Annotated in this window: 26 protein-coding genes, 3 pseudogenes and 1 riboswitch; of the genes and pseudogenes, 11 read left to right on the top strand and 18 right to left on the bottom strand. The window is 45.3% G+C overall.

Going from position 1 to position 26,531, the window contains the following annotated elements; all coding sequences use genetic code 11:
- Window positions 1-219: 219 nt before the first annotated feature.
- The 3 genes from dprA to JGK14_RS12035 form a co-directional block, all read right to left on the bottom strand.
- Complete coding sequence (gene dprA, locus JGK14_RS12025) at window positions 220-1,371, bottom strand: DNA-processing protein DprA (protein WP_293186850.1); 1,152 nt, start codon at window positions 1,369-1,371, stop codon at window positions 220-222.
- Window positions 1,372-1,519: 148 nt separating this feature from the next.
- Window positions 1,520-2,173: a YdcF family protein gene (locus tag JGK14_RS12030; RefSeq protein WP_293230158.1), complete on the bottom strand. Its 654-nt coding sequence runs from the start codon at window positions 2,171-2,173 to the stop codon at window positions 1,520-1,522.
- Window positions 2,174-2,331: 158 nt separating this feature from the next.
- Window positions 2,332-2,979: a DUF2301 domain-containing membrane protein gene (locus tag JGK14_RS12035; RefSeq protein WP_293186852.1), complete on the bottom strand. Its 648-nt coding sequence runs from the start codon at window positions 2,977-2,979 to the stop codon at window positions 2,332-2,334.
- Between the two features lie 84 nt (window positions 2,980-3,063).
- On the opposite strand from JGK14_RS12035, the gene JGK14_RS12040 reads away from it, so the two are divergent.
- The gene (locus JGK14_RS12040; RefSeq protein WP_325315107.1) at window positions 3,064-3,726 is read left to right on the top strand and encodes a hypothetical protein; all 663 of its coding nucleotides are present in this window, start codon (window positions 3,064-3,066) and stop codon (window positions 3,724-3,726) included.
- A 207-nt stretch (window positions 3,727-3,933) separates the two neighbouring features.
- Here the strand turns inward: JGK14_RS12040 and JGK14_RS12045 are convergent, their stop codons facing one another.
- Both JGK14_RS12045 and JGK14_RS12050 read right to left on the bottom strand, forming a co-directional pair.
- Window positions 3,934-4,689, bottom strand: a complete 756-nt coding sequence (locus JGK14_RS12045; protein WP_293186854.1) for a DUF561 domain-containing protein — start codon at window positions 4,687-4,689, stop codon at window positions 3,934-3,936.
- A 343-nt stretch (window positions 4,690-5,032) separates the two neighbouring features.
- A pseudogene (locus JGK14_RS12050) lies at window positions 5,033-5,554 on the bottom strand (creatininase family protein); the annotation flags it as partial.
- Window positions 5,555-5,621: 67 nt separating this feature from the next.
- Between JGK14_RS12050 and JGK14_RS12055 the strand changes: the two are divergent.
- The gene (locus JGK14_RS12055; protein WP_293186855.1) at window positions 5,622-5,915 is read left to right on the top strand and encodes a PAS domain-containing protein; all 294 of its coding nucleotides are present in this window, start codon (window positions 5,622-5,624) and stop codon (window positions 5,913-5,915) included.
- Here the strand turns inward: JGK14_RS12055 and JGK14_RS34040 are convergent.
- Window positions 5,880-7,087: pseudogene (locus JGK14_RS34040) on the bottom strand (ISAzo13 family transposase). The gene JGK14_RS12055 and the pseudogene JGK14_RS34040 sit on opposite strands and share 36 nt — an antisense overlap.
- A 90-nt stretch (window positions 7,088-7,177) precedes the next feature.
- Between JGK14_RS34040 and JGK14_RS12070 the strand changes: the two are divergent.
- A pseudogene (locus JGK14_RS12070) lies at window positions 7,178-7,390 on the top strand (hypothetical protein); the annotation flags it as partial.
- A gap of 403 nt (window positions 7,391-7,793) precedes the next feature.
- Here JGK14_RS12070 and JGK14_RS12075 read toward each other — a convergent pair.
- Window positions 7,794-8,114 (bottom strand): WGxxGxxG family protein, encoded by a 321-nt coding sequence (locus tag JGK14_RS12075; protein ID WP_293185898.1) that lies wholly within the window; start codon window positions 8,112-8,114, stop codon window positions 7,794-7,796.
- Window positions 8,115-8,491: 377 nt separating this feature from the next.
- Between JGK14_RS12075 and JGK14_RS12080 the strand changes: the two genes are divergently transcribed.
- Both JGK14_RS12080 and JGK14_RS12085 read left to right on the top strand, forming a co-directional pair.
- On the top strand, window positions 8,492-9,136 hold the full coding sequence (locus tag JGK14_RS12080; protein WP_293151824.1) for a hypothetical protein: 645 nt from the start codon (window positions 8,492-8,494) through the stop codon (window positions 9,134-9,136).
- A gap of 20 nt (window positions 9,137-9,156) precedes the next feature.
- Complete coding sequence (locus JGK14_RS12085; protein WP_293218205.1) at window positions 9,157-9,906, top strand: pentapeptide repeat-containing protein; 750 nt, start codon at window positions 9,157-9,159, stop codon at window positions 9,904-9,906.
- A gap of 392 nt (window positions 9,907-10,298) precedes the next feature.
- Here the strand turns inward: JGK14_RS12085 and JGK14_RS12090 are convergent, their stop codons facing one another.
- Window positions 10,299-10,823, bottom strand: a complete 525-nt coding sequence (locus JGK14_RS12090; protein WP_293185901.1) for a hypothetical protein — start codon at window positions 10,821-10,823, stop codon at window positions 10,299-10,301.
- A gap of 84 nt (window positions 10,824-10,907) precedes the next feature.
- Between JGK14_RS12090 and pyrE the strand changes: the two genes are divergently transcribed.
- The 3 genes from pyrE (at window position 10,908) to dcm (ending at window position 13,346) form a co-directional block, all read left to right on the top strand.
- The gene (gene pyrE / locus JGK14_RS12095) at window positions 10,908-11,483 is read left to right on the top strand and encodes an orotate phosphoribosyltransferase (RefSeq protein WP_293218208.1); all 576 of its coding nucleotides are present in this window, start codon (window positions 10,908-10,910) and stop codon (window positions 11,481-11,483) included.
- A 226-nt stretch (window positions 11,484-11,709) separates the two neighbouring features.
- A complete protein-coding gene (locus tag JGK14_RS34045) occupies window positions 11,710-11,895 on the top strand; it encodes a hypothetical protein (RefSeq protein ID WP_442921448.1) in 186 nt (61 codons plus the stop codon).
- A gap of 164 nt (window positions 11,896-12,059) precedes the next feature.
- Window positions 12,060-13,346, top strand: coding sequence for a DNA (cytosine-5-)-methyltransferase (gene dcm, locus JGK14_RS12100; RefSeq protein WP_293185904.1), 1,287 nt, complete (start codon window positions 12,060-12,062; stop codon window positions 13,344-13,346).
- A 150-nt stretch (window positions 13,347-13,496) separates the two neighbouring features.
- On the opposite strand, the gene thiC is transcribed toward dcm, so the two are convergent.
- From thiC to JGK14_RS12130, 6 genes are all read right to left on the bottom strand, one after another.
- On the bottom strand, window positions 13,497-14,870 hold the full coding sequence (thiC, locus tag JGK14_RS12105) for a phosphomethylpyrimidine synthase ThiC (protein ID WP_293185905.1): 1,374 nt from the start codon (window positions 14,868-14,870) through the stop codon (window positions 13,497-13,499).
- Between the two features lie 8 nt (window positions 14,871-14,878).
- Window positions 14,879-14,975: riboswitch (TPP riboswitch) on the bottom strand.
- A 235-nt stretch (window positions 14,976-15,210) separates the two neighbouring features.
- Complete coding sequence (locus JGK14_RS12110) at window positions 15,211-16,035, bottom strand: Uma2 family endonuclease (protein ID WP_293204672.1); 825 nt, start codon at window positions 16,033-16,035, stop codon at window positions 15,211-15,213.
- Window positions 16,036-16,131: 96 nt separating this feature from the next.
- The gene (locus tag JGK14_RS12115) at window positions 16,132-16,692 is read right to left on the bottom strand and encodes a Uma2 family endonuclease (protein WP_293218211.1); all 561 of its coding nucleotides are present in this window, start codon (window positions 16,690-16,692) and stop codon (window positions 16,132-16,134) included.
- 170 nt (window positions 16,693-16,862) lie between these two features.
- Window positions 16,863-17,423, bottom strand: coding sequence for a Uma2 family endonuclease (locus JGK14_RS12120; protein ID WP_325315108.1), 561 nt, complete (start codon window positions 17,421-17,423; stop codon window positions 16,863-16,865).
- Window positions 17,424-17,511: 88 nt separating this feature from the next.
- Window positions 17,512-19,593 (bottom strand): tetratricopeptide repeat protein, encoded by a 2,082-nt coding sequence (locus JGK14_RS12125; protein WP_325315109.1) that lies wholly within the window; start codon window positions 19,591-19,593, stop codon window positions 17,512-17,514.
- Window positions 19,594-19,896: 303 nt separating this feature from the next.
- Window positions 19,897-20,766 (bottom strand): 6-pyruvoyl trahydropterin synthase family protein, encoded by an 870-nt coding sequence (locus tag JGK14_RS12130; protein WP_293185910.1) that lies wholly within the window; start codon window positions 20,764-20,766, stop codon window positions 19,897-19,899.
- A gap of 102 nt (window positions 20,767-20,868) precedes the next feature.
- Here JGK14_RS12130 and JGK14_RS12135 point away from each other — a divergent pair, with 102 nt between their 5' ends.
- From JGK14_RS12135 to JGK14_RS12145, 3 genes are all read left to right on the top strand, one after another.
- Window positions 20,869-21,048, top strand: coding sequence for a hypothetical protein (locus JGK14_RS12135; RefSeq protein WP_325315110.1), 180 nt, complete (start codon window positions 20,869-20,871; stop codon window positions 21,046-21,048).
- A 140-nt stretch (window positions 21,049-21,188) separates the two neighbouring features.
- The gene (locus JGK14_RS12140; protein WP_293191504.1) at window positions 21,189-22,691 is read left to right on the top strand and encodes a cyclic nucleotide-binding domain-containing protein; all 1,503 of its coding nucleotides are present in this window, start codon (window positions 21,189-21,191) and stop codon (window positions 22,689-22,691) included.
- Window positions 22,688-22,837 (top strand): hypothetical protein, encoded by a 150-nt coding sequence (locus tag JGK14_RS12145; RefSeq protein WP_325315111.1) that lies wholly within the window; start codon window positions 22,688-22,690, stop codon window positions 22,835-22,837. Before JGK14_RS12140 ends, JGK14_RS12145 begins: the two co-directional genes overlap by 4 nt.
- Before the next feature lie 42 nt (window positions 22,838-22,879).
- Here the strand turns inward: JGK14_RS12145 and JGK14_RS12150 are convergent, their stop codons facing one another.
- The 4 genes from JGK14_RS12150 to JGK14_RS12165 form a co-directional block, all read right to left on the bottom strand.
- Window positions 22,880-23,560, bottom strand: coding sequence for a J domain-containing protein (locus JGK14_RS12150; RefSeq protein ID WP_293191502.1), 681 nt, complete (start codon window positions 23,558-23,560; stop codon window positions 22,880-22,882).
- 752 nt (window positions 23,561-24,312) lie between these two features.
- Window positions 24,313-25,275: a cysteine synthase A gene (gene cysK / locus JGK14_RS12155; RefSeq protein ID WP_293199050.1), complete on the bottom strand. Its 963-nt coding sequence runs from the start codon at window positions 25,273-25,275 to the stop codon at window positions 24,313-24,315.
- Between the two features lie 159 nt (window positions 25,276-25,434).
- A complete protein-coding gene (locus tag JGK14_RS12160; RefSeq protein ID WP_293185915.1) occupies window positions 25,435-25,875 on the bottom strand; it encodes an RrF2 family transcriptional regulator in 441 nt (146 codons plus the stop codon).
- Between the two features lie 229 nt (window positions 25,876-26,104).
- On the bottom strand, window positions 26,105-26,531 hold a 427-nt coding region (locus JGK14_RS12165; RefSeq protein ID WP_325315112.1), incomplete at its 5' end, for a hypothetical protein.

Here is a 26,531-nt window from a genome sequence, read left to right on the forward strand (position 1 = left end):
CGGGCGAATGGAATTCGCGTCTATACAGACAAAACCTGCCTCCGCAGGTTGAAGAATAGGCGGTTAAAATTGCGTTTTTTCTTCAGTCCGCGGAGGCGGACATTGTTTGTATAGTCGCGGTTTCAACCGCCGGATTTTGTCTGTGCAGACGCGGTTTCAACCGCCGGATTTTGTCTGTGCAGATGCGGTTTCAACCGCCGATTTTTCTAACATATCAAATCAACAGCGCTGATATCGCATACCCGGCAATTGCGAAACTAATCCCAACAATTCCAACTGCAAAAGAATACCAGAAACCGTCCCCGCTTCCAATCCCGCAGCCTCCACAATTGTATCAAGAGAATTCGGCCCCGAACCCAGAGCTTTTAACACTACAGCCAACTCCCCATCCAATAGCGGCTCTGGCTTTTCAGGGGTTGGATTTGCCGGAAACAAGGACAACTGCTGCGCGCTATCCAATTTTGGCATAGCTCCGAGCATTTCTAGCAATCGGTCTTCGCTTAAAAGTCGATCGCTATTGGGGAGAATCGGATGAGCACCTTTACTCAGCAACTCCAAACATCCAAACGATCGCTCATCATCCAACCTTCCCGTCAAAACATACACATCCCGACAAAACTCATTCGCTTGATAAGCAGTAATTAACGCCCCCGACTTCTGCGGAGCTTCTATCACAATAGTAGCGCGGCTCAAGCCAGCAATTATCCGATTTCGGCGCGGAAAATTAGTTTTATTCGGTTGAGTGCCCGCCGGATATTCACTAATTGCCAATCCCTGCTGTAACAGGCGATCGCACAACCGCTCATTTGGCTTAGGATAAACGATATCAACCCCAGTACCAAAAACAGCCAAAGTCCGACCTCCCGTCTCCAAACAGCTTGTATGAGCCTCCGTATCAATACCTGCGGCAAATCCCGAAACAACAGTAAAACCATTTTTAGCCAAAGCCACACTAATTTTACGAGTCCAGCGGCGGCCGTATTCCGAAGGACTGCGAGTGCCAACAATTGCCACCGTCGGCGTAATTCCTTGATTCTCTTTGATATCGACTAAACCGCGATAATACAGCACCGGCGGCGGGCTGGGAATTTCCAATAATAAGCTGGGATAATCCCGATCTGCGGGTGTCCAGAAACAGGGATTGTTAATAAGATGTTTCTCAATAAATTCTTCAGGATTGAGTTTAGATCGTTCTTGTACAGTGGTATCAATTACCTGCTTGCCAAACCCTTCTACTCGCATTAAATCTACTGGTTTCGCCATCCAAGCTTCTGCCAAAGTATTAAAATGTTGGTGCAATCTTTGCAACAAAATCGGCCCTATACCATTAATCTGTGACCATGCTAACCAGTAAGCGCGTTCTTCTAGCAACGACTTGCCCTCAATTTATCTGAAAATAATTTTATCATTTTTGGTATAAACAGCACTATCCATTGCTGTCAACTTAAAAAAGGTACGTTGTTGGGCTTTAGCCCTCTTTAGATTTATAGACAAAGAGGGCTGAAGCCCAACAACGTACCTAAGCTTTCCAATTGACAAAACGGGCATAAATATAAGCAATGATTTCCCCAGTCACAGTCCGAAAACCTGCGCTAGATTTCCACCATTCTTGTGAGTTATAATCTTCCGATTCCGCAGCTATAATCCCGACTTTAATTTCAGGATTCAACACTTCTTTGAAAACCATCCAACTGCGGCGGGCATGAGTGCCAATAGAATAAAGATTGATTGAGTCCACTTTTAGGGCAGAAGTAGCTAGCCAATCTCGAAGTGCGATCGCAGAAGCAGCAGTGCGGTGTTTCACAACACTCGGTGCGGGTACAGCTACCACTTTGTTCTTATCAAATCCTAGCGCAATACAAGTCGCGGCGGTCAGTTCAGCATAATTTTTATATTGGGCGAGATAGTGGCCCTTACTTACCGGAAGCCCGGTTGTCACCAATTTCCGGTATCCGCCTTTGTTGAATTCTGCGATCGCACTTTCGACTGCATAATCCGGCAACCAGCCTTCCACAACCAGTATATCTGCTTTAATCGGCGCATTTACCGCCAAAAATGGATGAATATTTGTGATAATTAAGACCATTGTAATGATTAAACCTGCGATCGCAATTACCCAACCTTCCCAGGTAATTGCCCACATTTCTCGGCGGCGGATCAGACGAATTCTCATTTTATAGCAGAAGGAAGAAGGAAGAAGGAAGAAGGAAGAAGCAACAATACCAATGGTTTCAGGAAGAGGGAAATAGTGAGACAGTGAGAAAGTTATAAAATTGCCTTATGCCCTATTCCCTATGCCCTATTCCCTATGCCCTATTCCCCATTCCCAAATTATTTGTGTTTGAGATACTCAAAAACGCTCTTATCGCCGATATCCTGGGGGATAGGTTGAAAAAACTTGCGGACAGCAAAAATGATGAACAATATCGCCCAAAGTCCCAGCAGCAACTGTTCATTTTCCGGTGTCAAGAAGCCAAAAATATGTCCTAAAAGTAATAGCGGAACTCCCGGAGTCAAAAACTTAGTTTCTAGGCGGTTAAAGCAGAAAGCTTCTTTAAAAAAGATGCCATTCAAGGCAGCAAAAGTAAAGCCAATTCCCCACAAAGTCGCTGGATGTTCGTACACCGCCAAAGCCAAAGGTTCGCTACTTTGTAAAGCGACAAACAGTGCTGCCGCGCCGCCGATCGCCCAAAACATCTGTAACGTGCGATGCAGCGCAATCATGTAAATGTGAATAGTTGCCAAACTAACGCCTAAAGCTATCCAGAAACACGCAAAAACAGGCGTTACAGCTTGAATTGCCATTGGGTTGTCGCCCTGTTGCAACACCAGAGTAGCACCCACCGCCAAACACAGCGCCGCCACCCCCAATCCCGCGCGGTAGATCAACACTCCAGTGCGATCGCTTTCGGTAATCGTAAACTCGCCGAATTGCCCTTGATAGACTGCCGATTCATCAGGCGATTTCAGTAATTGCATCACAGCTTCCTCCTATTTGTCAGACACGAATGTACTTCTACCAAGATATACTTTATTGATAAACCGATACAGCGAGACCGAGCGATGCCCAAATTTAACAAACCTAAAGTTAACCAGCCTAAAGTTAACAAGTCTCAAGTTGACGATCGCCCAAATCAAAGCAAATCCCTTCCTTCAGAATCCGAACTTCCTTTAGTTCAGCTTGATGAAACCATTGTAGCAGGTAGAAGACCGAAACCGCTAAACGACTTGCAGCGCTTGCTTGCTGAATTACCAGAATTAGGAGGCACCTTCAAGCCAGAAATCTTCGCCGATCTCGATGAAAACAACCCATTTAATGGCGGTCAATTTGAAAGTAAGATTAGAAGAATCCTGGGAAACAAAAAAATCAATGCCGATCTTAAAAATACAATCAAATATTTAGACTACCTCAAGCAAAATTTTCAAGTTCCGTGCCATGTTACTGGCATAGAAGAGTTTGAATGGGAAGAAGAGTATCTTATGGGTTTTGGCACTAAAAAAGAATATGCAAGGCTCAAAAAAACTCAACCTTCTTATACTGATAAATTCACAATTCATCGGTTGGAAGATTTTTCTATTCAGGAAGACGGCATATTTGTGGAAGTTCAGCGCGTCGGCGATCGCAAAAAGTTTATGTTGCGTTTAGCAGAGTTAGAATCAGTTGATGATATCCCCCCAAACAATCATTTATTACATGATTATTCCGTGTGGTGGATTAATTTTTAAGGAAGAGGGAGAGGGGGAGATTGGGAGATTGGGAGATTGGGAGATTGGGAGAGGGGGAGATTGGGAGAGGGGGAGATTGGGAGAGGGGAAAAAATCTTCCCTCTTCCCTCTTCCCTCTGAAAACTATCAACTATCAACTGTCAACTGTCCCAGGTCAACTATCAACTGTCAACTGTCCCAGGTCAACTGTCAACTCTTCCTTCTTAATTAGATTGAAGTAGCAAAGTGCGATCGCTCGACTTTTGCCAAAGCTTCAACTAAACTGCGAACAGCAGCAATCATCGCCACTTCGCTGTTAAGTTGGCTGACAGCAGAACCGACGCCAACACCCGCAGCGCCAGCGCCAATAGCCAGCGGTGCAGTGACGCTGGAGATGCCCGAAGCGCAGAGTACGGGGACTTGTACGGCGCGGGAAATTTCAAAGGCTGCGGCCAAAGTAGGCGCTGCTTTTTCAATCAATCCCAAAGTTCCGGCGTGAATTGGTTGGGCGCTAGTACCGCCTTCGGTTTGGATGATGTTAGCGCCAGCTTTGACTAATTCGGTTGCTAACTGTACTTGTTTGTCCAGTGTCAAAATGTGGGGAACTGTTACAGAAAGAGTGATGTTCCCAAATAGCGATCGCGTTTGGCGAGTCAACTCCAAAACTTCCTCAGCTTCAAAGCGGCGCCCTACGGCGTAGAAAGCATCAAAGTTGCCAATTTCAATCAAATCAGCGCCAGCTTCTACCGCAGCTACAAACTTTTCTGGTTCCACAGCCGACACACAAATTGGCAAATTTGTCAACTGTTTTGCCATCAATACCAAATCGCGATCGCAAGCAATATCGACAAAGGAAGCGCCACCGAGATCCGCTGCTTTGACAACAGCCGCAACGTTAGCCGCATCAAAATTATTTAAACCGCTGATAATTTTCAGGGCGCGGCCTTGCTCAAATGCGCGCTGCAATTTAGGAGTTACACTCATAGTTAGCCTTCCAACTCAGAAAATTTGTTAGACTCATTTTGACACGAATTAGAACTATTTTTGATTTTTAATTCTTAATTTTTATAGGACTGATACCAATTTTTTATGAGGGTGCATAGAATCTGATCCCCCCTAACCCCCCTGGTGGGAGGGGGGGACAAGAGTTACTCAAAGTCCCCCTTCTTAAGGGGGATTTAGGGGGATCGGGATATGTGCAACGACCCATTAAATTGGTATGACGCACTCCTTGTTTAGAAACCGGGTTTTTTTACGAAAAGACGGATTTTAGACCGCAGATTAGGTAAAAAACCCGGTTTCTGGGTGCCGATGCGTAAGTTTTGTTTTAATTATTTCCCGGCTGTCGAAACTTGTGCACATCTTTGATAACTTGTACCCAGCCGTCAGAGAGAGATTCCAAAATACGATCGCCCTTTTCCTTCGTCGCCACCGTCGCATCGCCCAACACACCGCTATCAGTCAACTCTCGCGTCAGCCAAACAAAAGGCAAGCTACCTTCCATACTCAGCAAACTGTCAGCAGGCAAATCCCTCGGATACTCGCAAACTGCTCGCTCCATTTTCACCTGTTCGGGCAAAATTGACAACATCAAACTCGTTTCGGCATCTCCCGCGTGAATTCCCAATTCTAACTCTTTCGCCGTGAGTAATTGGGCCGCCACATTCGGCACCCGCCAAACAAACAGCGGAAACACTGAAAAATCCTGATATTTCTGATGAATATCCCGCACTGCAATTTCCATTACCTGCGGCTGTCCGCCGTGGGCATTCATCAATACTAATTTCCGAAATCCTGCCCGGTAAATACTGTCAGCAATTTCGCCAATTGCGGCTAAAAGTGTCTGAGCGCCGATCATAGAAGAACGTTTGAGCGTCGCCATCAAAGGCTCGGGCATAGCAAGCTGGGATCTAGACGTGCGAACAAATCGAGTAATTTGGTCGGCGAACCATTTCAGGATTTTCGGCTGCGAACCGACACCGGGCGGCGAAACTACGATCGCAGTGTGGAAAAAGTTCGTGCATCCAGACGACTTAAAACAAGTCTTGCAGGCAGTCAAAACGGCTCGGGAAACGCGATCGCTCTACTCGATCGACTACCGAATCGTGCGCGCAGACACGGCCAAAATCCGCTGGTTGAGCGTGTTAGGGACTCGCGGACAAATAAAATACCAGTCAAAATGGGATAATCGTGATATCCCATTTTGGTAAAGTTTCAGAACGTTGCCATGAGGGCAAATACTGTTTTAACTCATGAGGTAAGACTTTTACGCCTTTCTCATAAGTTGTCTCAATTAAGTTTACAATGGGATTAATTCCTTTCCATGTCATGCTAGATGCCCAGTGTACGGCAGTTTCAACTGAATCTAAAATAGCACCATTCCAATAGTGTTCAAGTGCCGCCCAGCAGCGTTCAATTGGGTTATACTTACTATGATATGGTGGATAGTAAATTAGTCGGATTCTTAAGCCAATTGCCTGAGATAACTCGATGATGCGTTTGATGAATTGTGTGCGATTGCTTCTGATTGCCGGACCACCATCAAGGTCAATCACTAATTCTTCGAGTTCGGTGTAATCAGATTGATTATTGTGCCACCAATCTGTTAGACAATCAACAATAAAATCTGTAGTTTCAGCGGACTGTCCCATATAAATCGATAGTTGATCACTTTGAGTGTTAAGAATGCCAAAGGGGACTAATACAGCTTGCCACTCGGTATCATGATCGTCAGCCGATTTCGGTTCGATGGTTCTGGCTTTACCTCCCCGTGACAGGTTGCCAATTTTTACTTTCGCTTTGGTATCAATTGATATTCGCAGAGACTTGACATCTAGATTGGAGGCTTGATTCTCCTTCAATACATTCTCAAAAATCGCATCAGTTTCGGGAATTTTTTTCAAGGGCTTGGTTTTTTGTGTTTTTTTAGGCGATACCCCATTCGATTTAAAATCGCGCCAATTGTCTGACGAGAAGGTAATTGCTCACTGTCGTAGTTCTTCTGACTCACTAATGCCGCTCGTACCGCCATGGCCGTGATCCGGGCATACAAAAATGTCGATTGAAACTTGGGGTCTGCCTGGGACTCTGGATCTACTAAAGAACGAATATCGGCTTCTAAGTTGGGCAGCAAAATTTCACTTTTATGTCGCCCTCGTGCCCGGTAATTATCCACACAAATCAACCCGGTTTGTCGTTCATGTAAGCCTAGTTGAACACTGTCTCGGTTCCACCCCATAAATGTTTCTACTTTGCGGGCCCAAGCATTAAAGTAGTCTTCAGCCACTTTTGCCATAAAGTCTCGACGGCGATAGCCTGTCAGTTTTTTTGCCGCATCTTTGAATGTTAATTTCACTGGCTCACTCAAGATCATTTCTAGCATCCCAATTACAGAAGTAACAACCGCTTATGTCAGATTTTTTGTTTCCTACTCTTCTAGGATAACTGGGGTTATATTTAATCGCAAGCCCCTTATATGTTGCTGCGGCAGGTGCGGGCTCTGCCGCCGGAGCAAGGCGGATTGGTTCCCGCGATCGCCCTTACCGCCTATGCTGGAGAAATTGACTACCAGCAAGCCCTGACTGCGGGGTTCCAGCGGCACATTTGTAAGCCTTTAGATCCAGACAAGTTGGTGCAGGCGATGTTGGATGTGTTCGTGGAGCGATCGGGCAAAAACATTTTTTAATTTAAACTATTTTTTGCTGCTAAAAATCTTTATTTAACGAACCGCAAAGGCGCGAAGAACGCGAAGGAAAAAGAAGAAGAAGAAGAAGAAGAAGAAACAAATAAAATAGTTTTGTAGTAAGGACTTTAGTCCTCTCTCGGTCTGAGGAGCGAAAATTAAATAATTTACACATATTTGTGGGATGGGCGTCCCGCCCGTCAAGAAAGGACAAGAATCATAAAATTGTAAGTTATTTAATTCTCATTCCTGAGGACTAAAGTCCTCACCACGAACCAATTGATTGCCGATCGTATCCAATAAAAAAACCTCACAGATGGAGGTTTTTTGATGATTGTTGGCGCTATTCGGACAGGTTAAAACATCCTGTCCCTGCATCATGCCCACAGCCCGTTATACCCTAGTATTAGCGGTAATCTGTACGAACTGCTGGATCGCGATCGCCAGTTGTAGTGGTATAGCGGACATTTTCTTCGCGTTTGCGGGGCATTAAACCGAGCAAACCGGATAAGCCGAGCAAGCCCAACCATCCCCAATCAAAATCGCGATCGTTCTCAGCACTGTAGACACCAGAGCGAGGAGTAGTAGTGGTAGTGGTAGTATCTCTGCTGTTAGTACCCGGAGTTGTATTTGTCTGAGCCGAAGCAGGCAAGTTAGCTGGCACAATGGCTAGACCAGCAGCGATAATACCTGCACCGATTGCTTTGGATAAGTCAGAACGTTTCATAATTCAAATGCTCTCTGTTGGCAAAAATCTTTAACTATCATCACTATATCGATCGCCTTTCAAAGTTAAATCCACCTGTAGCAGTAAAGATTGATTAACTCCAGCTATTACTACAGATTGATATCAAATTTTTAGTGGTCATACGAAATTAAACATAGCTCGCAAAGCCCAAAACGTCACTTCGAGGGGTGTATCTCATATCGTTTCCGGCCGCATCGGTATTGTTCAAACAGTCAACCGTCAACCGTCAACCGTCAACCGTCAACCGTCAACCGTCAACCGTCAAAAATCATACAGACAATGTACTGTTGACAAAAAAAGGTAAACTCAGATATTGCACAGACAACAAAAGCTCGATCGACGGAGATTAAAACAAATTGGGAATAGAGCTACGCAGCTACGTATTTCTAGACAACTTGCAGCCACAGCACGCAGCATACATAGGCACTGTCGCCGCCGGATTCTTGCCACTGCCGGGGGATGCGTCGCTGTGGATAGAAATCTCCCCTGGCATCGAAATTAACCGAATTACCGATGTCGCCCTCAAATCAGCCTCCGTGCGCCCTGGAGTGCAGATAGTCGAGCGCCTGTACGGCTTGCTGGAAGTACACTCGGGCCAGCAGGGCGAAACCAGGGCCGCAGGCAAAGCAATTCTAGAATTCATCGGAGTCCGTAGAGAAGAATGTATCAAACCGCGAGTCATTTCCAGTCAAATTATTCGCAACATCGACCCCCACCAAACCCAATTAATCAACCGCAGCAGGCGCGGACAGTTGCTGCTGGCGGGACAAACGCTTTACGTCTTAGAAGTAGAACCGGCCGCCTATGCAGCGCTGGCAGCCAATGAAGCAGAAAAAGGTGCATCTATTAACATCTTAGAAGTTCAGGCTGTCGGTAGTTTCGGACGGCTTTACCTCGGCGGAGCAGAACGAGATATTATAGCAGGTTCCCAGGCAGCAATTGCGGCGGTGGAAAGCGTATCTGGTCGCGAAAATCCAGCAATTTTTGGTCGCAAGGAATAGGGGTTATAGGAGATGCAATTATGGCAAATACACAGCATTTAGCGCTGCTAAAAAAAGGTGCAGTTACTTGGATTGAATGGAGAAATCTCAACCCAAACCTCGAACCGGATCTCAGCGAAGCTAACCTCGCTGAAGCAAATTTTAGAGGTGCGTATCTTGGGCGGTGTAACCTTTTTAAAACAGACTTGTTTAAGGCTAAATTAATTACAGCAAACCTTGCTGAATCTAATCTCAGTTTAGCAAATCTTGCTGGAGCACAACTCCTCGATACTAAATTAGTTAAAGCTAATTTAACGGGAGCAAATCTCCGAGCGGCAGACCTCCGGGGGGCAGATTTGAGCGGGGCTAATTTAATTGGGGCGGACATCAGTGGTGCGATTCTCCAACAAACCGATTTAGGAGATGCGAATTTAATCGGGGCGGCAATGTTTCGAGTTAATGCGATCGGCGCGAACCTCAATCATGCTAATCTCAGTCAAGCCAATCTCAATCAAGCCGAATTGATTGAAGCACATTTTTACGCAGCCAATTTCTCTAAAGCTAACCTCGGGGAAGCTCACTTCACGGGAGCATATCTTTTTAGGGCAAATCTTAGTTTTGCGGACTTGAGTGCTGCCGATTTCCGCTGGACAAACCTCGGTAAAGCTGATTTGAGAGGGGCGAATTTGACAGGGGCAAATCTCAGAGGAGCCAATTTGGCTGGAGCTAATCTCGACGGCGCTCATTTGAAAGAAACAATCATGCCTGACGGCAGCATTGTTTCATCATAAGTTTGTAGTTTCTCAAGTAGGGACACGGCACTGCCCAAAGCGTGTCAACTTAAGGTTAAATGTATTACCAGTCTACTGTCTAACGATTAGGCCCAGATCCCCCCTAGCCCCCCTTAAGAAGGGGGGGACAAGAATCCGATCAAAGTCCCCCTTCTTAAGGGGGATTTAGGGGGATCTGGACTATGGTAAAAACGACATTTATCAAGGCTTTCAGGCTTAAGTTGACACGCTTTGGGCACGCTTGAGTGTCCTGATTGCGGGTAATATGAATTGCGATGCAACCGGAATTCAGATAATTAAAGTTTGTAGTGAGGACTTCAGTCCTTCCTCTGAGTTGAAGTCAATCAGGACTAAAGTCCTTACTACAAACAATTGTTATACCGAACTGGGAGTTAATTTCCACGAGCCGGTGATACATTGTACAGTCCTCTAACCGGGCCTGGTACTGCCTCCGACTCTTGCTGCTGCCGCGGTACAAACGGTTCTTGGACTCGGCTCCCAGGAGCGAAACAGCCACTCGGTTGAGGTGCTACCTGGCAGGCTGCGGGCAAGGCCATAACTGAGGCATCAAAGGGATTGGTGGCATCGGGAACGCGAAGAATAGGGTCGCTGGAAACCTGCCGCTGCATTACTCGTCGGTAGAGGCCGCTGACGCGACTGGCATCGCGCTCGATTTCTTTTTCGGGAAAGGCAACTACGCCGCTGGGGGAACCAATTCCTAGATAGTCGCCCATGTAACCTTGCAAGCTGACGTTGTGATAAAAGTCTCCTGAAGCTTCAAAGAATTGTCGGTTGAAGTTGTCACCAACGGGGCTAAATCGGGCTGTATCTGCTTGAGCAGGTTTGACGGATGCCAGTGCGGCAGAGGCGACAGCGAGAATCAACGCACTGCTGAGGCTTTTTAACTTTTGACTCATAAATTTCAGCTTCTAGATTAATTACGGTTCCAATATAGACTGATTATCGGCGGATTATTTGCGTTTTCTACAAGGTGTTAAGTTATGGATGCTGCTGATTTAAAGGTGTTGCGCGATCGACTTTTGGATTTATTGTGCGAGTTTGCGTACCGCGAGGGCGACTTTGTGCTGTCTTCGGGGCAGAAAAGTTCTTATTATATCAACTGCAAACCGGTGACTTTGCACGCTGAAGGTGCTTTGGCGACGGGGCGCGTACTCTTCTCGATGCTGCCACCTCAAGTGCAGGCTGTGGGCGGTTTGACGTTGGGTGCTGACCCGATTGTAACTGCTGTGAGTGTGGTTTCGGCTCTGGAAGGTCGATCGATTCCGGCGCTAATTGTCCGCAAAGAGACGAAGGGACACGGGACAATGGCGTATATTGAGGGGCCTGTGTTGCCCGAAGGGACGAATGTGGCGGTGTTGGAAGATGTCGTAACGACGGGTAAGTCGGCGATGCAGGCGGTGGAGAGGCTGCGGGGTGCTGGCTATAAAGTCGATCGCGTGTTGTCGCTGATCGATCGAGAACAAGGTGGAGCTCAATTATATCGCGAGGAGGGATTGGATTTTCAGGCTGTTTTTACGATCGCCGATCTCAAAGAATGGATTAGTAGCAAGCAATAGGTAAAAGTGCGATCGCCAATCTCCTAGCCTAAAAAATCGCGTCAACTGCCGCCGAACATTTAATAGCGAGAACGGCGGGCGATCGCATCAAATTCACAGCACTCATTACCACAGACAACCAAAAATGTCAACTCACAATTACAGAAGAACAGTTGAAGAAATCCGTGAGTTAGCTTCGATGTTTTGGCCTTCCGACTTATCTCAAAAGGAAGCATAACTCAGTGTTATACCAAAATTGATAGAAACTCAAGATCAATTTATTGCTATTCTTAGCGTCACTGTTTCAGAGTTAAGCGGATTATTTCAAATAGTAAACTCTTCAACACTTTCAGGAAATATGTTCCTGAAGGATTTAATTGTACTGGCGGACTTTGGGGGAGAAATGATAAAAAGATATCCGCTCAATAAATAGGGGTAACAGCAAAAAAGAAGGTTCACAATCTAGGCACAGCATGGTAAAATAGTATCCGCTCAATAAATCGGGGGAAATCACTTAATGATGAGACTCAAACATCGCAAAATCGTTTCCAACACGGTACTCTACCCCGATTTATTGAGCGGATACCTAAAATCGCCATGCAAAAAATCCGTTTCATTGACTTATTCTCAGGAATAGGCGGCATGAGATTAGCCTTTGAAGCCGCCGCACATTCCTTGAATCTGGAAACAGAATGCGTATTAAGTAGCGAAATCAATCCCGATGCTCAATTAGTCTACCAGACCAATTTTGGCGACACACCTTCAGGCGACATCCGACTAATTGACCAACTTCCAGAACATGATATTTTACTGGCAGGATTTCCTTGCCAATCCTTCTCCTACGCAGGCAAAAAAGCAGGTTTCGGTGATACACGAGGCACCCTGTTCTTTGAAATAATGAGGCTAATTGATACCGCTCAACCTCAAGCATTTATTTTTGAGAACGTCCGGGGACTTGTCAGCCACGACGGCGGCAGAACCCTCGAAACAATTAAACACGAAATTACCAGTAGAGGTTACAGCTTCGATTACTTTATACTCAACAGCTCCAACTTTAGTTTACCCCAAAACCGCGTCCGAGTTTACCTAGTAGGAATTTTAAATGCTTCGCCCCAATTTGGGTTAATTTCCGACTTAGGCCCAAAAGATTCCCATTCCTGCAACCATCAACAGTTATCCTTATTTTCCCCGTTGAGTAAACCCGTCGCAGTTGCAGATATTTTGGAAGACAATCCAGACCAAAAATATGATTGCTCGCCAGAATTTGTCAAGGCATTGAAACCAATCGTTAACAATGATTTAAATCGCTTGCACGGAATCCGATTAATCGACTATCGTGGCGGCAATTCGATTCATTCTTGGGAATTGGGTTTGCGAGGCCAGTGCAGTTTAGATGAAATTGAGTTGATGAATCGTTTTATATTGAAAAGGCGCAATAAAGAATTTGGACATCACCAAGATGGGAAGCTTTTAACTAAAGAACAAATCGCTACTTTTTTCGCTCATCCCAATCTCGATCGCATTCTGGATTTACTGGTTGCCAAGAAGTACCTACAGCGCAACAATGATTTGTATAAACCTGTATCGGGTAACTTTTCCTTTGAAGTCTATAAATTTCTAGATCCGCAGAAGATTTCTGTAACACTTGTTGCCAGCGATGCAAATAAATTAGGTGTTTATCACAACCATAGAGTCCGGCGAATTACTCCCCGCGAAGCCGCACGGTTACAAGGTTTTTCCGATAGTTTTGTACTGCATTTCAATGATGATAAAGCTTACTATCAACTGGGCAATAGCGTCAGTATTAATGTGGTAAAAGCTGTGGCGAAAGAAGTTATGCAGAATATTTTGTCCTCTACCAAACAAAAAGTTAGTGCCTTTTGAATTGGGAAGGGTGGGCGAATCAATCCGCCCGCCCTAGCAATATATAGCGGTTCTCAGAAAGATGAGGTACGTTGTTGGGCTTGGGCCCTATACGTCTAAGTGGTTATGTGAGCTGTCAGTCATACCTCATCTTTTTGAGAAAGGCTATAGTTAGCTTAGCGCTACAGGTTCCTTAGCAAGAAATTTCTCCAACTCAGTCAAAGCATCGGCATCAACCTTAGTCTGCATCGGACAGAACTTAGGCCCGCACATCGAACAGAATTCAGCAGTTTTATAGATATCTGCTGGCAAAGTTTCGTCGTGATATTCCTTTGCTCTTTCAGGATCGAGCGATAGCTCAAATTGACGGTTCCAATCAAAATTGTAACGCGCTTTGGAAAGTTCGTCATCGCGATCGCGCGCACCCGGACGGCCGCGCGCGATATCCGCAGCGTGAGCCGCAATTTTGTAAGCAATCAGCCCGTTTCTGACATCCTCAGCATTCGGCAATCCCAAGTGTTCCTTAGGAGTCACGTAGCACAGCATAGCAGTACCGTACCAACCAGCCATCGCCGCCCCAATCGCTGAGGTAATGTGGTCATATCCTGGTGCAATATCAGTCACCAACGGCCCCAAAACATAGAAAGGAGCTTCCGAGCATTCCTCCATTTGTTTCTTGACATTAAACTCAATTTGATCCATAGGTACGTGGCCCGGGCCTTCCACCATTACCTGCACATCATGTTCCCAAGCTTTGCGAGTTAATTGTCCCAAAGTTTTGAGTTCAGCTAATTGAGCTTCATCCGACGCATCGTGAGTGCAACCGGGGCGCAAAGAATCTCCCAAACTAAACGAAACATCATATTTCTTGAAGATTTCAATGATGTCGTTAAAGTGAGTGTAGAGAGGATTTTGTTTGTGGTGGTGTAGCATCCACCGCGCCAAAATTCCGCCACCACGAGAGACAATCCCAGTCAGCCGATTTTTCACCAACGGCAAATGCTCAATCAGAATTCCGGCGTGAATTGTTTGGTAATCTACGCCTTGTTGAGCGTGTTTGTCAATGATGTGCAGGAAGTCATTCGCCGTCAGACTTTCCATATTACCGTGCACGCTTTCTAGAGCTTGGTAAATTGGTACAGTGCCGATAGGAACTGGTGAAGCTTTGATAATCGTAGTACGAATTTCATCCAAATTGCCACCGCCGGTGGACAAGTCCATCACGGTGTCAGCACCGTATTTAACTGCTAGTTTAAGCTTGTCAACTTCTTCTTCCATATTGGAAGAGTTCGGAGATGCACCGATGTTAGCATTGACTTTGCATTTAGACGCAATGCCGATCGCCATTGGTTCCAAATTCGTATGATTGATGTTAGCGGGAATAATCATCCGTCCCCGCGCTACTTCGGCGCGGATCAGTTCTCCTGGGAGATTTTCTCGCTTAGCAACAAAGTCCATTTCCTCAGTAATGACACCTTGACGGGCGTAGTGCATTTGAGATACGTTGCTGTGACCCTGACGCTTAGCGATCCATTCGGTACGCATATCTTAATGTCCTTCATAAACAGCTTCCCTCCGCTGGTATTACCCAGACTCAGGTTCTAAGGGTGTTTTCTCAGCCCGGATCTGCGGGCACCCCTAGCTTTAGGCTTATGATACTAGCACTTACGTTGGGCAAAGATTAAATCTTTATAAAAAATTCCACAAATATATAATTTTTCAAGAATTTTAAGAATTTTTATTAAAAATTAAATATCTTTAATTTTGCAATTTATCAATGGTCGTAAAGCGCAGCTATCCCATAGGTAATCGTCCTTTCCCAATTTATGATATTTCTGTCATAAAAAAAGAGCGATTACCCAGAATTCAACAACTAACAAAAAAATCACAATTCATCGGGATTAATGCCCATTTGGCGCAACTTTTCTGCCAAACGATCTGCCCGAAGTCGTTCTTCGTCAGCGCGAAGGCTTTCTTGTTGAGCGCGAAGGCTTTCTTGTTGAGCGCGAAGGCTTTCTTGTTGAGCACGTTCCTCCCCTATTAATAACAAATTGCCTTCACTATCCCACCAACGCAACCAAGGCAAATTCATCTCATCATATTCCCCTTGCCAGATTCCCAATTCAACTCCAAGCTGGGGAATCGGATAGCGTCCGCGATCGTTCGGACTCAGGCGCTGATAGCGGTTGTCTTCTAAATGATACATTTCTACAGCCGCTTTTTTCACTTCATAAATCCCGTAAAAAGGAATGCGGATCGCCTGTTCGTAAACCCAGAATTTGCCAGGTTTTTGTTCTTGTTGTTCTTCTCTATCTGGGTCTGGCGGTGGAGTTCTGTCTCGTTCTTCTGAACCGTTCCCCGACACAAATTCAATTGCAATTAGCGGTGCAACGTATTCTTTCCACAATACATAGGAACGCCTCACCTGACCATTTAAAAGTGGCGGTACATTGGGGACGTAAAACCAATCTGGTGCTTCGGCGCCGCGTTCGGGAGGGTCAGTTAAACGCCAATAAATCCCGCAATCTTGACCGATGCGGTACCGTCCGTCAGGGTGAATTTTTTGCAATACAGGCCGCAGGGAATCGGTGAGAATAATGCTTTGAGGCAGTTCTTGAAAGTTTTTCACAAAAGTACCGTCAGACTCTGGCAGTTCGGTGTGGTCTGGGAGATGGGTGACTCCCAATTCAAATGGTTTAGCAACAGTCATAAAACTTTCGCTGATTTGAGGAGTTAAATTAATTATATAGTAAGTCTAAGGTTTTGGTAATTGGGAGTGGGAATCGAAAATAAGATAAAAGTCAGCCTAACCCAAGATTAAATCAATACTCACTACAAAATCGGGAAAAGCCAGCGGCGAAATTTGTTGTCCGCGTTCAAACTTTTGTATTGAAGTGTAGCCATTTATCGTCGGCTGGCGGTAAACTTCCAAACAGTTTTCCTCAAGATCCCACAGCCATACTTCCTGAATTCCAGAACGCGCATAATTAGGAACTTTGACATCGCGATCGAAATCTACAGTGCTATCTAAAACTTCTACCAAAAGCAACACTTCTGACGGTATTGGATGCGCTGTAGCGTAGTAGTCAGAACGAGGTTGCAGCAAGACAACATCCGGTTGAGGTTCAGTCCTTTCTGTCAACTGAATTGGATCTTGAACACCCAAAATAGCACGTCTTCTCTCCAGATCGGAGAACATAGCGATCAGACGCTTTACACAACTTGCATGACGAGTCCCAATTGCTGCCATTTCGATAATTTCTCCTTCGATCAATTCGACTCTGTTATTTTTATTAAAAACACCTACTTTAATCATCAGGTGATATTCTGGCACTGTAAATAGCCGTCTTTTCATTTCAACAGACATAACTATTCTCCTTTTTTCGCAGTTAGTTTAAGCGGGAGCATCTCTATTTTGCAAAAAGCATTTTTTTTATTATAGTGCGAGCTTAAGAGCTCGCGATTTGTAGCATACGCGAGCGGGGACAGCACTATAAATGCAAAACTGAGATGCTCCCGTTTAAGCTTACTATTTTTTTAACCCAAGATTAAATCAATACTCACTGTCAACTCAGGAAAAGCCAGTGGCGAAACTTGTTCTCCGCGCTCAAACTTTTGTATTGAAGTGTAGCCATTTGCGGTGGGATTGCGGTAAACTTCTAAACAGTTTGCTTCCAAATCCCATAACCATACTTCCTGAATGCCCGATCGCGAATAATTCGGTACTTTCACATTGCGGTCATAATTAACGGTACTATCTGCTACCTCTACCAGCAGCAAAACATCCTCGCTATTTGGCAGGGATTCTTCATAAAAATCAGCGCGACGCTGTACTAAGGCAATATCAGGTTGAGGTTCTGAGTTATCATTGAGGCAAATAGGATTTTGCACCCGGATGATAGCACGTGTTCGCACCCGATCGCCAAAAAACTCTGCCAGGCGATCGACACGGGCGGCGTGGCGCCTACCAATTGCTGCCATTTGGATAATTTCTCCTTCGATAAGTTCCACTCGTTCGCGATCGCTAAAAACACCAGCTTCACTCATCAGGTGATATTCTTGCACTGTAAATAGCCGTCTTTGCATTTTCACAGACATAACTATTCTCCTTTTTTAGCATTTGGCATAAGTTTACCATTTTTGCCAAAAATATTCCAATACAGCTCAGTTGCGCTGTACCTTACAACTAACTCTCCGAAGATTCATCGGATTGTGGCTGGTTTTGAGTATCTTTTTCACCGGCCACAAATCCTTCTGTATCTTGTTTTAATTCTGAGGCAATTGTGCCTCGATCGCGCCAAGCTTCGGCATTTTCTGGCTTGATAGCAATGGCTCGATCGTATGCTGCCATTGCTTCTTCGTAGCGCTTTAATTGCGACAAAGCTGTACCGCAGTGGTGCCAAGCATCGTAGGATTCTGGCTGAATTGCGATCGCCTTTTCGTAAGCTGCGATCGCTTCTTCATGGTGCTGCAATTTTGCCAAAGATTCGCCTTTGCCAAACCAAGCTTCGTAACACTTGGAATTAAGCGTGATTGCTTGGGAGTAAGATGCAATTGCTGCTTCGTGTTGTGATAGTTTGTCGAAAGCTGCGCCTCGGTTGTGCCACACTTCAAAATCCTGCGGTTTAATGGCAATTGCTTTGTCGTAGGATGCGATCGCCTCTTGATGGAGCTGCATTTTTCCCAGCACGGCGCCTCTATTGTACCAAACTTCGTATTTGTCGGCCCGGATATCGAGAGCCCGATCGTAAGAAGCAACAGAATCAGCGTAGCGCAGCAATCTCCACAGCATATTACCTCGATTGTACCAAGTCTCGTATCTCTTGGGATTGAGCTCAAGAGCGCGATCGTAAGAATCGACTGCGGCGGCGTACTGCTGTACTTTACCCAGCATCGCACCTCGGTTGTGCCATATTTCGCTGTCGGTTGTTTTGATAGCCAGGGCGCGATCGTAACTGGCGATCGCCTCTTCGTAATGCTGCAATTTACCCAACAAAGCTGCTATGCTGTGCCAACAACCGTATTTTCTCGGCTCGCTCGCACTTGCTCGCTCGTAACAGGCGATCGCCTCTTCGCACCTCTGCAATTTTCCCAGCAAATTCGCTTTATTATACCACGCTTCGTAATGATCCGGTTTAATTAAGATTGCTTGGTCGTAACTGGCGATCGCCTCTTCATGACGCTGCAATCTAATTAACACATTGGCGCGCCAATACCACGCCTCATCCGCATTCTTGTTCGTTAAAATAGCTTTTTCTACGCAGGCTAATGCCTCATTGTAATTGCCCTGAAAATAAAGCTCTTCGACTTGCTTTATACAATCGTCAGCAATCAAATTTTGTCCGTCACTAGCAGGTGCTGTTCCAGAAGTTTGTGCATTATTTAACTGCCGCTGAGGTGCGAGTTTGACAGCTTCTTTGGCAACAATTGCCGGAACCTGGGAAATTTCCTGAACAATTTGAGATTTTTTCTCGTCAACTTCTGTTACCAACACTTGCAGGCGCATTATAAATTGAGATTTGAGAGTCTCAATTTGCTCGACGGAAGATTTGGAAAGTTCAGTTTCTCTAGTTAAAAAATCAAGTGATTGTTTAGCTGCACTCATTTGTGCCTCTAATTCATCCCTCATTTTTTGAGTCAGTTGGCGAGAGTTGAGCAACTCTGATTCCAGCACACCAATGCCGTGCAATCTTTGATTTGCATCAGCAACCAACTGTTTGACTACCAGCCTGCGGATCGCCCAAAAAAAGGCGATTGTCACCGGTGGCAAAATAGTACCGAGAATTAGTAAAATATTCAGCAGAGTTATGGTATTATTAAAACCATATCCAGTTTCTGCACTGCCAGTCCGTGGAGAGAAAAAATCGAAAGCGTCGCGAACTTGGGGACTGCTTTTAACCCCAGTTTCGATTAATTTAGCCAGCCATGTTTCTTGTAAAGATTGAGTCAGTTCATCGGTGGCTCTAGCAGCAGGATTTGCCTTGGTTTTAACAGCAGGAGATAATTCAGCGCCGGCCGCTGCTATCAGCAAACCAGTCTGCGATTTTACCGCAATTCGTGGGGAAAATTGTTCGTCGGCGATCGTCTCGGGCGCGCTCATTGACTCCGCCGGACGAGAGACTGTATTATTTATGGCATCAACAAAGTTGCTGGCCTGCGGTGTCTCACCAGAGATGGGAGGTGCAGCCGGAGCGGCGTTAGTTTGAGCAGTTACATTCTGGGATGCGAGGGCGGCCAGAGTCAAGAGAGCTACATTTGAGACTCGCATAAACGTCAACTCACCTAGGAGAAATTAGTGTTGTTTGTCAGCAGATCGGGCGATCGACCTCATACTCTCAGCAGTGACAATAGCTTTGATGAGGAATTCTGGGTTACTATCTCCAAAATACGGGCTGCGTCTGACTTGTCAGGAAAAGTCCCAATAATACTCGCCACATAACTTGTGTCAAAGAACACTTTCTCGCACCTAATCCGCCTCCAATCATCCTCGGAATCATCGGGGCGGCTTCACCAATCTGCACAATTTGCCTCATATCCGCCTAAACCGCCCCAACTGATCCGATTTGTACCTCTAAACCGCAGCTAAAACTGCTGACTGTTGCTGTTGTACCGTCGCTGCATCTAAATCGGCACCGTAAATTTCGCAGCTATTATTCGGACTTTCAATCAGCTTAATCTTGTGCAACTCAGCGCCCAATTCCCGTATGGGCGATCGCAACAATTGCCCGATCCGAACCGCAATATTCTCCGCCGTTGGCACAACCTTCTCAAAATAAGCAATATCCTTATTTAAAAAAGTGTGATCGAAAGGTTCAACAACATAATCATCAACAGCTTTTTGCAAAGCTCCCAAATCAGCAATCATCCCAGTCCGCGCATCAATTTCCCCTTTAACAGTCACCTCTAAATGATAGTTGTGACCGTGACCGTTAGGACGAGCACATTTGCCATAAATTTCCGAGTTTTCTTCAAAACTCAAATCGGGACGAGCCAACCGATGGGCGGCGCTAAAATGAGTGGACAGAGTTAGATAAGCTTCCATGCCGTTTCCTAAATATTCAGCCCAAAGTTCCGGGTGTTCAAACAATTGAATTTTGCTCACAGGCAAATGAGGAGCTAGCCGCAGCCAAATTTGCCGTGCTATGTTTTCGGTAGTTGGCAGAGTCTGCCCAAATTCCGGCCATGCTTCGTTAAGGTAAGAAAAATCGAGATCCTTGGTAACTTCCCGCTTGATGACGTGTTTGACATCAGACAGGTTGAGCACCATGCCGTACTCGTCGAGTTCTCCTATCATGGAAACGTAAAGAACGTAATTGTGTCCGTGTCCCGGTGCGCGGGCAGTTGGGCCAAACCGTTCAAAGTTCTCGGCTTCGCTCAACTCCGGTAGCCAGTACCGGTGACTCGCCGAAAACTGTGCCCGACGATTGATGATGCACTGCATAAAAGTCAAGTAGGGTAAGCTTGTTAAGTTCTGTAAAGGACTTACTTCTTAAGGATAAACTAATTTTTGCTGGAATTTTTCGATAATTTTAGGGTGCTGCGAATGAATTTCTACCAATTTTCGAGATATTGGCAACAGCTAGCCTCACCAGGCGCTGGGCTGATTTTGGACGACAACACAGATATCACCGGCAGAAAATACCGCTACAAAACAGTTTCTCGCCATCAGTTGCTTTTCCATCAGCTAAGAATCTTTGAGAAAGTGCGATTCCCAACAGGGTAACTGCGCTTAACGACCTTTTTGCAACACAGCGCACTTCACAGTTCGAGTTTTTCGCATAAACTCTGCCACAGTCAGGAGTTTGCGGTTCAGTTGCCAGCAAAACTAATCATCCATCACCAATTACTCATTACCAAATCTTAATGAATTGGATTACTGAACAAGCCGATCGCTTTTTTGAAAATTTGTATGGTGCGATCGCAACTCCCCTATTTTATATCGGGGACACTCATCTGTCCATTAGTGCGATCGTCAAACTGATAATATTAGCTATATTAGCCTTCGTTATAGCTCGTCTCATCAGTGAAGGAATCAAACGCAGCCTGCTAGTTAGGATGGGATTGGATCGGGGCAGTCGGGAAGCAATTTCCACCATCATCAGCTACATCTTAGCAACCCTTGGCTGTATATTCGTCATGCAAGGTGCAGGGCTCAACCTCACCTCTCTGACAGTCTTAGCTGGCGTCGTCGGCATTGGTTTCGGCTTCGGCTTGCAAAATCTCGCCAGCAACTTTATCAGCGGTCTGACCCTACTATTTGAGCAGCAAATTCGAGTCGGAGACTTTATTGAGATTGACCATTTATTAGGAACAGTTGAAAATATTTCCATCCGTTCCACAATTATCAAAACAATCGACGGACTATTTGTAATCATACCAAACATCAAGTTTGTCGAAACCAACATTATTAACTGGAGTTATAGAGACCCCAGATGCCGCGTCCACATCCCCGTCGGCGTTGCCTATGGAACTGACCCAGTATTAGTTACAGAAGCACTGTTAGTCGCTGCGAGACTGGAATCGAATATCTTATCACATCCTTCTCCGAAAGTTTGGTTTCGCGGGTTTGGAGATAACGCTTTAGATTTTGAACTTTTAATTTGGATTGACCAGCCACAGAAAAGCGATGAAATTAAAAGTGCGGTCAACTTTTTAATAGATTATGAATTGCGCCACCGCAATATCGAAATCCCATTTCCCCAGCGGGATTTGTGGCTGCGGAACCCGCAAGAGTTAACCAAACATTTTCACAATAATCACAAAGACGATAATTCAAACGGTCAAGTTTACCCCCAGAATGCCAAACATTCAGCCGAACTCAAATCTAATTCCACCGTTTCCGAGCCTAAAAAGCAAGGGGTTAAATCCCCTAATAATTGGACGCTACGAGATTTGTTGCGGCGAGTAACTTATTTTGAACAGTGTACAGATGTAGAACTGCGGCAGTTAATTGAATACGGCTACCGACAACTTTTTCCAACAGGACAGATTGTCTGCAATGAAAATGACCCTGGCGATTCTTTTTATATTATTCTTTCTGGTTCTGTAGAAGTTCTTTCTCAAAAAGCCGATCAGTATATTGCGACGCTTCACGAGGGCGAGTTTTTTGGGGAAATCTCTTTGCTGTTGGGAACTCCGAGAACGGCGACTGTTAAAACTAGCGAAGATGCAATTTTGTTTGTGGTGGAACGCCACGACTTGCAAAAACTTTTAACAGAACAACCGAATTTGGCAGATCAGATTGCTCAAAAATTGTCTGAACGCCAGCAAGCTTTGAGAGATTTGGGATTGTTAGAGGGCGACTCTCTGGAACAAACTCCTTTTATTAAAATCCGGAAGCGAATTCAAGTTCTTTTTGGAATTTGACATTCAGAACTCATTGGGAATTGGGAATTGGGAATTGGGAATTGGGAATTGGGAATTGGGAATTGGGAATTGGGAATTGGGAATTGGGAATTGGGAATGAATTAGAAGTTATTTGTTATTTGTTATTGATAGCCCGCAACAAATAACCAATAACAAATAACCCATAACCAATAACCATAACTTCTTCACTAACTTCTAATTTTCAATTCCTCCTGTGCTTCCCGCCGCAGTCTAGCAGCAATTCTAAACAGTTCTTGACCTGTGTGCAAATGGCGATCGTCATAATTGAGGGTAAATAAATGCAATTCTTCTATGCCATCTCCCACTTGATTGATGCAGTAGTAAAGATGGGCCGCAACTCCGGCTACATTAGATGGATTGGGCATCACCCTCAGAAAGTCATTAGCTTTTGAAAGAAAATCGCGACAGGTTTCGATATAAGCTTGAAACTTTTCGATCAGTTCATCATCGAACGGATCTGCTGACAATTCGTTTATTTCCTTTTTCAGCGGCTTCAAGATGTTGTTGAGTATTCGATTGACTGGTTTGTATACTTTAATCAGCCACTGTTCCATGTGTTCGTCGGCGTCCCGCGCTGCTTGTTGTCGCTGGCGGGTAACGTTTGGCGCGTAGGGTGATTGCTCTTCGCTGGGCTGGGAGATTTGGCGATCGTAAGATTGTCTTTGCTGGGCATCTCCTAATATTTCATAGGCTGCATTGAGGCGGACAATCTCTTCGTGACCGGCTGTCGCACTCTGGCTGTCTGGATGAAATATTTTGACTAAACGGCGGTATGCTTGTTTAATCTCGGCTTGGGTTGCGGTTGGGCTAATTTTTAGGGTTTTGTAGTGATTGGTAACAGAAGACACGCTATTATTTCCTTGAAATCTGGATAATCTGCGAAAAAGTGCTTGACAAAAATATCATTATTTGCTAATATACCAAGTATTTATACGATATAAATGCCAGCAATTTCAGGTAAAAAACATCTGCTTTTAGAGTATCATAAATATATTAAAAAAGAATCTTAAAAAAAACATTCATACTTTTGAAATGGCAAGCGGATTAACATTGGCGACTTACTACAGCAGAAGTCAGCAGGCTTGAGTTCAATATGTCGCAAGCCCAAAATTCATCTTAGTAAAGGAATCTCAAGAAGCGGAATGGGATTCAATTTAAGCTGATACTAATGGCAGCATAAATAGAGCTATAAAAGTAATTCCTGACTTCATGAAGGGAATAGAGGGATTGCAGTTTATTCCTGTATTTTTAGGAATGTGCACTAAAATTACCAACGTAGATGTCTAACATTGACTACTTTTGGGTAGCCTTGTCTGGGTTTTTACGAGCGGTTTGTACAATGCGAGAATATCGTAACCGTCAGGGCGATTGCTCGATCGCGATCGACAATAGACTTGAATTGCAAAAATCGGAAAACACCCTGAAATTATCTGCGTTGCATCGTCGGTTGCATCTGTCTGACATCTGCGCTTGAAGGATCGATCGAAGACTTATGCAATCTTGTCTAATAATCTATCGCAATTTTTTCATCTCAAAAGCCAAGCAGGGCGTACATTCTACGCCCTGCCCTCAGTTTCTGCAACTCGCGCCGGAGGCTAGTTTAGTTGACAGCCACCGCCAGATTCAGTTCTGGATCCTGGAACAAGGGAGTGCTGAGATAGCGCTCGCCGAAGCTAGGCTGAATCATCACAATCAATTTACCTGCATTTTCAGGACGCTTGCCGACTTTCAAAGCTGCACACAGTGCCGCACCGCTGGAAATACCGGACAAAAGTCCTTCTTCTCTGGCTAAGCGACGCCCGTAGGCGATCGCCTCGTCATCGGTAACAATGATCACTTCGTCGATCGCATCAACATTCAGCACGGGCGGCACAAAACCAGCACCGATACCTTGAATTTTGTGAGGCCCGGGCTTTCCGCCCGACAGAACTTGACTGTTAGCCGGTTCAACTGCGATCGCCTTAAACTCGGGTTTCCGGGACTTAATCACCTCTGCAACACCAGTAATCGTGCCGCCAGTGCCGACTCCAGAAATCAGGAAATCCACCTCGCCGTCGGTATCTGCCCAAATTTCCTCAGCCGTTGTCGAACGGTGAATGTCCGGGTTGGCTGGATTCCGAAACTGCTGCAACATATACGCATTCGGAGTTTTGTCTACAATCTCTTGAGCGCGCCGAATGCAGCCACTCATGCCTTCAATGCCGGGAGTCAATTCTAGTTGAGCTCCGTAAGCTCGTAACATCGATCGACGTTCCGTGCTCATCGTATCCGGCATGGTCAAAATCAACTGGTAGCCCTTTGCGGCCGCCACCATTGCTAGAGCAATTCCGGTATTGCCAGATGTCGGTTCTACTAAAACCGTTTTCCCGGGAGTAATCAGCCCTTCTGCCTCGGCTTGATTCACCATATTGACACCAATCCGGTCTTTTACTGATGCTGCCGGATTCATGCCTTCGAGTTTGACTACAATCCGAGCCAAGCAGCCTTCGGCTTGGGGAATGCGGTTGAGTTGCACCAGGGGTGTGTGCCCCACCAATTCTGTAATGTCGCCAGCAATACGCATAATCTTTGTCTGCTTGTTGTTGAAAGTAAATGTTAATTCCTAGTTGGCAATATTAAGCTATTGCGTATTGAGATTTAACTTTTAGGGCTGGCTCTCTCGCCTACCGCACTGATTGTTTGAAAAAACAGGATTTTGAAAATTAGACGCGCGTCGGCTTAACTAGATGTAATACATAATATTGAGCTGCCGTCTGCCATTGCGTTTTTCGCACAGATCTTGTAGCGTATATTTTTGCAACACCGAGTTGGCGATCGATCGCGCTTCTTGCCAAACTTCCCAAATCACAGCACTTTCTACAGTTTGAGCAGGCGAGTCTTTTTCAGAGCGATCGAAGTCTGAGCCTTCGAGACAGTTGATAATTTCGAGGAGTGTAATTTTCCACGGTTCCCGCGCCAAGATATAACCACCCTTAGCTCCTCGCTGGCTGCGAATCAGCCCGCAGCGTCTCATGGTAGCGAGCAACTGTTCTAAATATCGATCGGGAATATTTTGCTGAGCAGCTATCTGGCGAATTTGCAGGGGTTCGCCCTCATCGTAGCAATCGGCCAGCTCCAGCAAAGCTAAGATTGCGTATTCGCTTTTACAGGAGAGTTCTACCATAGTTGCACTTGAAAGTACCAGAATTCTCAACTCCGAAGTCAGATTTTAGAATCATTCTCAATTTTGAGTTCCAAATTCTCACTCCTCACCTTTGATTATACTCCGGTTCTCCACTAGAGTTTACTGACTTCCATCAATTCCTTGCAAAAAAGGCTCGCAGGGCGATCGTATGTATCGCTCATTAATCCACAGTCCGATCCTCGTGGTGGCTTCCGTCAAGCACTCTCATCTAAAGTAGAAAAATCAAGTAATGATGGAACATCAAAGCAGGGAAGTTCAACTTGCAAATACTTATCTCCACACAGATTCTCTGGCTTACCATCTCTATACATAATTCTTTTCGTTCCGTGTCATTGAGTCTAGAGGCGATTGTTTGCAAAGCTTTCAGCGTCAACGCTCGATCGATTACCCCAGATAGCATCGTTGCTTCATAACAATGTTCCATATATTCTTCGGGAATCTGCTCGTATGGTGGGGGCGGGGCGACGCGCTTCAAAGCGTCTTTAATCTCGGTTCTGCGATCGAGATTTACCAGGGAAGCAATAAGAGGCAATATCGGCACTAAGACGGCGGGTGGAGGAATTTTTCTGTGATACTTACGGGAATTTGGTGAAAAATAGGCAATCCGAAGAGTTATTCCCCACTCTCTCATCGCT

Source organism: Microcoleus sp. PH2017_28_MFU_U_A, from assembly GCF_020738035.1.
Lineage (GTDB): Bacteria > Cyanobacteriota > Cyanobacteriia > Cyanobacteriales > Microcoleaceae > Microcoleus.